At 75.5% G+C, this 4,145-nt stretch carries 4 protein-coding genes; 1 reads left to right on the top strand and 3 read right to left on the bottom strand.

Annotated elements, in window-relative coordinates:
• Positions 1-107: 107 nt before the first annotated feature.
• Entirely contained in the window at positions 108-1,310 is a 1,203-nt protein-coding gene (locus tag E1300_RS48085; RefSeq protein WP_131763933.1) for a CaiB/BaiF CoA transferase family protein, read from the bottom strand.
• Positions 1,307-1,963: a GntR family transcriptional regulator gene (locus tag E1300_RS48090; RefSeq protein WP_131763934.1), complete on the bottom strand. Its 657-nt coding sequence runs from the start codon at positions 1,961-1,963 to the stop codon at positions 1,307-1,309. Before E1300_RS48090 ends, E1300_RS48085 begins: the two co-directional genes overlap by 4 nt.
• A 69-nt stretch (positions 1,964-2,032) precedes the next feature.
• Between E1300_RS48090 and E1300_RS48095 the strand changes: the two genes are divergently transcribed.
• A complete protein-coding gene (locus E1300_RS48095) occupies positions 2,033-2,923 on the top strand; it encodes a hydroxymethylglutaryl-CoA lyase (RefSeq protein ID WP_131763935.1) in 891 nt (296 codons plus the stop codon).
• A 14-nt stretch (positions 2,924-2,937) separates the two neighbouring features.
• Here the strand turns inward: E1300_RS48095 and E1300_RS53185 are convergent, their stop codons facing one another.
• Positions 2,938-4,059 (bottom strand): phosphotransferase family protein, encoded by a 1,122-nt coding sequence (locus tag E1300_RS53185; RefSeq protein WP_131763936.1) that lies wholly within the window; start codon positions 4,057-4,059, stop codon positions 2,938-2,940.
• Between the last annotated feature and the right edge of the window lie 86 nt (positions 4,060-4,145).

Genomic DNA, 4,145 nt, shown 5'->3' on the forward strand with positions numbered 1-4,145 from the left:
CGCGAAGCTGATCCTCCTGTGGGGCACGAACCCGCTGACGACGGGCCACCACGTGTGGAAGTTCGTCCAGCAGGCGCGGCGGGCGCGGCGGCGGCCGGCCCGGCGGGTCAGATGGTGCCCGCGGCGGCGAGCCCGTCGAGTTCCGAGGCGGTCAGGCCGAGCGCGCCGTAGACCTCGGCGTTGTGCTCCCCGAGGGACGGGCCGAGGCTGCGCACGTCCCCCGGGGTGTCCGACAGCTTCGGGAAGACGCCCTGCATCGGGAAGTCGCCGAACTCCGGGTGCGCCATCCGGATGATCGCCTCGCGGGCCCGGTAGTGCGGGTCGGCGAGCATGTCCCGGGCGCGGTAGGTGAGCCCGGCCGGGATGCCGTTGCCGTGCAGCAGCTCCAGCAGGGACGCGGGGTCCTGCGGCGCCGTCCACGCGCCGATCAGCTCGTCGAGCTCCTCGGCGTTGGCGCCGCGGGCCCCGTGGGTCGCGAAGCGCTCGTCGTCGGCGAGCTCGGGGCGGCCCATCAGCGCGGCGAGCCGCCGCCAGACCGTGTCGCGGTTCGCCGCGATGAGGACGGGCCCCTCCTTGGTCGGGTACACGTTGCTCGGCGCGACGTTCGGCAGCACCGAGCCGGTGCGCTCGCGCTGGTAGCCGGCGATCTCCCATTCGGGCAGCAGCGACTCCATCATCGCGAGCACCGCCTCGTACAGCGCGGAGTCGACGATCTGGCCACGGCCGGTGCGGTGCCGGGCGTGCAGCGCGACGAGCGTGCCGAGGGCCGCGAACGTCCCGGCGAGCTCGTCGCCGAGCGAGATCCCGGCGCGGGACGGCGGCCGGTCCGGGTCGCCGGTGACGTACCGGATACCGCCCATCGCCTCGCCGATCGAGCCGAATCCGGCGCGGGGCGCGTAGGGGCCGTCCTGGCCGTAGCCGGTGACCCGCGTGATGATCAGCCGCGGGTTGGCCGCGCGGAGGGTCTCCGGGGCGAGGCCCCAGCGCTCCAGCGTCCCCGGGCGGAAGTTCTCCACGAGGACGTCGGCGTCCGCGATCAGGCGCCGGGCGAGGTCCTGCCCCTCTGGCGTGCGGAGGTTCAGCGTGACCGACTTCTTGTTGCGGGCGAGGATCGGCCACCACAGCGACCGGCCGTGCGGCTTCTCCCGCCCCCACTCGCGCATCGGGTCGCCCGCGCCCGGCGGCTCCACCTTGACGACCTCGGCGCCGAAGTCGCCGAGGAGCTGCCCGCAGAACGGCCCGGCCAGCAGCTGGCCCATCTCCACGACCCGCAGGTCGCCGAGGGCGCGGGTGGATGCGTCGTCGCTCATGTCTCCTCGTCCGTTTGGTTGCCCTGGTCCGCGCCGAGCCCGGCCGCGGCGGCGCGGATGTGCGCCCGCATCACCGACTCGGCCCACGCGGGGTCGCCCGCGGCGATCGCGGCGACCAGCTCCCGGTGGTGGTTCATGCTCCGCGCCATCGCGTCCGCGCCGTACCGGCGGAACGTCCCGACGATCAGCGGCGCGTGCATCACGGAGGTCAGCATCCCGGGCAGCCGGCGGTTCCCGGACGCGTCGATCACCGCGGCGTGGAAGCGGGCGTTGAGCTGGGCGACCCGGGCGAGGTCGCCGTCGGCGACGGCGCGCTCCATCGCCGCGCACATCCCGCGCAGCTCCGCGAGGACGGGCTCGTCCGGGCGGAGCCGGGCCGCGCGCGCCGCCGCGTAGGGCTCCAGCAGGGAGCGCAGCTCGAAGATCTCCTCCAGGTCCGCGCCCGTCCACTGGACGACGCGGGCGCCGCGGTGGGGCAGGACCTCCACCAGGCCGTCCGCCCCGAGCCGCTGGAGCGCCTCCCGGACGGGCGTGCGCGAGAGGCCGAGCGTCTCCGCGAGCTCCGCCTCGCCGAGCCGGCTGCCGGCCGCGGCCTCGCCCGAGAGGATCATCCGGCGCAGCGTCTCGTAGGCGGTGTCGGTGGCGCGGGGCATGGACTCTCCTTGCGTGATTGCATGCAATATAGTCAGAAGGACAGTTGAAACTCCAATTCGGAGGGAAGATTGCATACAACAGTCCTGGAAGTGGGGCCGCGTGACGGCCTCCAGAACGAGGAGCGAGCGCTCTCCCCCGAGGACAGGATCGCGTTCATCACCCGCTGCGTGGAAGCCGGGACCCGCAGGATCGAGGCCGTCTCCTTCGTGAACCCCAGGCGCGTCCCGCAGATGGCGGGCGCCGAGGAGGTCATGGCGGGCGTGCCACGCCGCGACGGCGTGTCCTACAGCGGGCTCGTCCTCAACCGGCGCGGCCTCGACCGGGCCCTCGCCGCCGGGGTGGACGAGGTCAACGTGGTCGTCGTCGCGTCCGACACGTTCTCCGTCCGCAACCAGGGGTGCACCACCGCCGAGATGCTGGACGCCTGGGACGGCATCGCCGCGGCCGCCGCCGGCGCGGGCGTCCCCGCCGGGGTGACGATCGCGACGGCGTTCGGCTGCCCCTTCGAGGGCGAGACGCCGCCCGGACGCGTCGCGGAGATCGCCCGCCGCGCGGCGGACGCGGGCGCCTTCGAGATCGCGCTCGCCGACACGATCGGCGTCGGCGTGCCCGCCCAGGTCCGCGACCTGGCCCGGCGGGTGCGGGAGGCGGCGCCCGGCACACCGCTGCGCTACCACTTCCACAACACGCGCAACACCGGCTACGCCAACGCCCTCACCGCGCTCGACGAGGGCGCCGCGACCCTGGACGCCAGCGCGGGCGGCTTCGGCGGCTGCCCGTTCGCGCCCGCCGCCACCGGCAACATCGCCACCGAGGACCTGCTGTACGCCCTGCACCGCAGCGGCGTCGAGACCGGCATCGACATGGCGGCCGTGGCGGACACGGGCACCTGGCTGGGCGGCCTGCTCGGCGTGCCCGCCACCGCCCTCCTCGGCCGCGCCGGTCCCTTCCCCTCCTAGAACCGGTCCCGCCCTCAGCGGCTCGCGAGGTGGGCGGGGTTGGCCACGGTCAGCTTGTCCCGGACGGACGCGCGCACGGCCGCGACGACCTCGTCCATGCAGCCGTCCAGGGCACCGGTGCGGATCGCGACGGCCAGGGCGGCGTCGTCGGCGCAGCCCAGCGCGCGGAGCCGCTCGCGGTGCGCGACCCAGTGCTCGTCGCCGAGGATCAGCTCGCGGCGGGCGATGCGGAGCGCGCCCGCCGCCACCCGCGCGTGGAAGCGCAGCCGGGCGTCCGCCGGTTCCGCCTCCGCCAGGAACGCGGCCACGGCGTCGATCAGGCCGTGCGCGGACGGGCGGTCGTGCGGCGGCGACGCCGTCCCGGTGCCGGCGCCCTCCAGCGGATCGGCGGCCTCGCCGGGCTCGGCCGGCTCGGTGAGCCCCAGCGCGAGCAGCAGGTCGTGCTCCTGCTCGCACACCTTGCGCCCGAGGACGGCGTACTCGACGGACGGCTCGGCGCCGCTGAGATGGCGTTCCGCCTGGTGGCGGCACAGGATCGTCCAGCGGAGCGTGCCGTACACCTCCCACCAGCGCAGCTCCTCCGGGGTGGGCGGGACGCCGCCGGCGGCCGCGTAGCCGGCGAGGAGGTCCTCCCGGGAGCCGAACCCGCCGACCGGTTCTCGCGAACCGAACCGCCACGCCTTCACGCACAGCCAGCCGAGGTCCTCGGCGGGGTCGCCGGCGTGCGCCAGCTCCCAGTCGAGCACCCCGCGCACCCCGGTCTCGTCGATCATCAGATTGCCGGTGCGGAAGTCGCCGTGCACGACCGCGTGCCGCCCGGACGGCGGCGGCCGGTGCTCGGCCAGCCACCGCAGCGCCAGCTCGACGGCCGGGCGCGGCTCCTCGAAGGCGGCGTAGCGCTCGGCGAGGCCGGTCAGCGGGTCCTCGGACGGCAGGCCGGGGACGGCGTCCGGCGGGATCGTGTGCACGCGGGCGAGGATGCCGCCGAGCTCCCGGGCGAGGCGCGGCCTGACCTCGGCGAAGCGCGCGTCGCGGAGCAGCCTGCGCGGGATGGTCTCGCCCTCCAGCCGCTCCATGATCAGGTACGGGGTGCCGAGCAGCGCGTCGCCGTGCCCGGCCAGCCGCGGGACGGGCACGCCCTATCCCCACCCCCGCGAGCGACTCGGCCTCCCAAAGCGGCACCATCCCACCCAACGCACCGCCCAGCGGCCCGACTCCGCAG

This window comes from Actinomadura fibrosa, assembly GCF_900659615.1.
Taxonomy (GTDB): domain Bacteria; phylum Actinomycetota; class Actinomycetes; order Streptosporangiales; family Streptosporangiaceae; genus Spirillospora; species Spirillospora fibrosa.

Coding starts and splice junctions, on each gene's coding strand:
- E1300_RS48085 (WP_131763933.1), bottom strand. CDS start 1,310: ATGAGCGACGACGCATCCACCCGCGCCCTCGGCGACCTGCGGGTCGTG.
- E1300_RS48090 (WP_131763934.1), bottom strand. CDS start 1,963: ATGCCCCGCGCCACCGACACCGCCTACGAGACGCTGCGCCGGATGATC.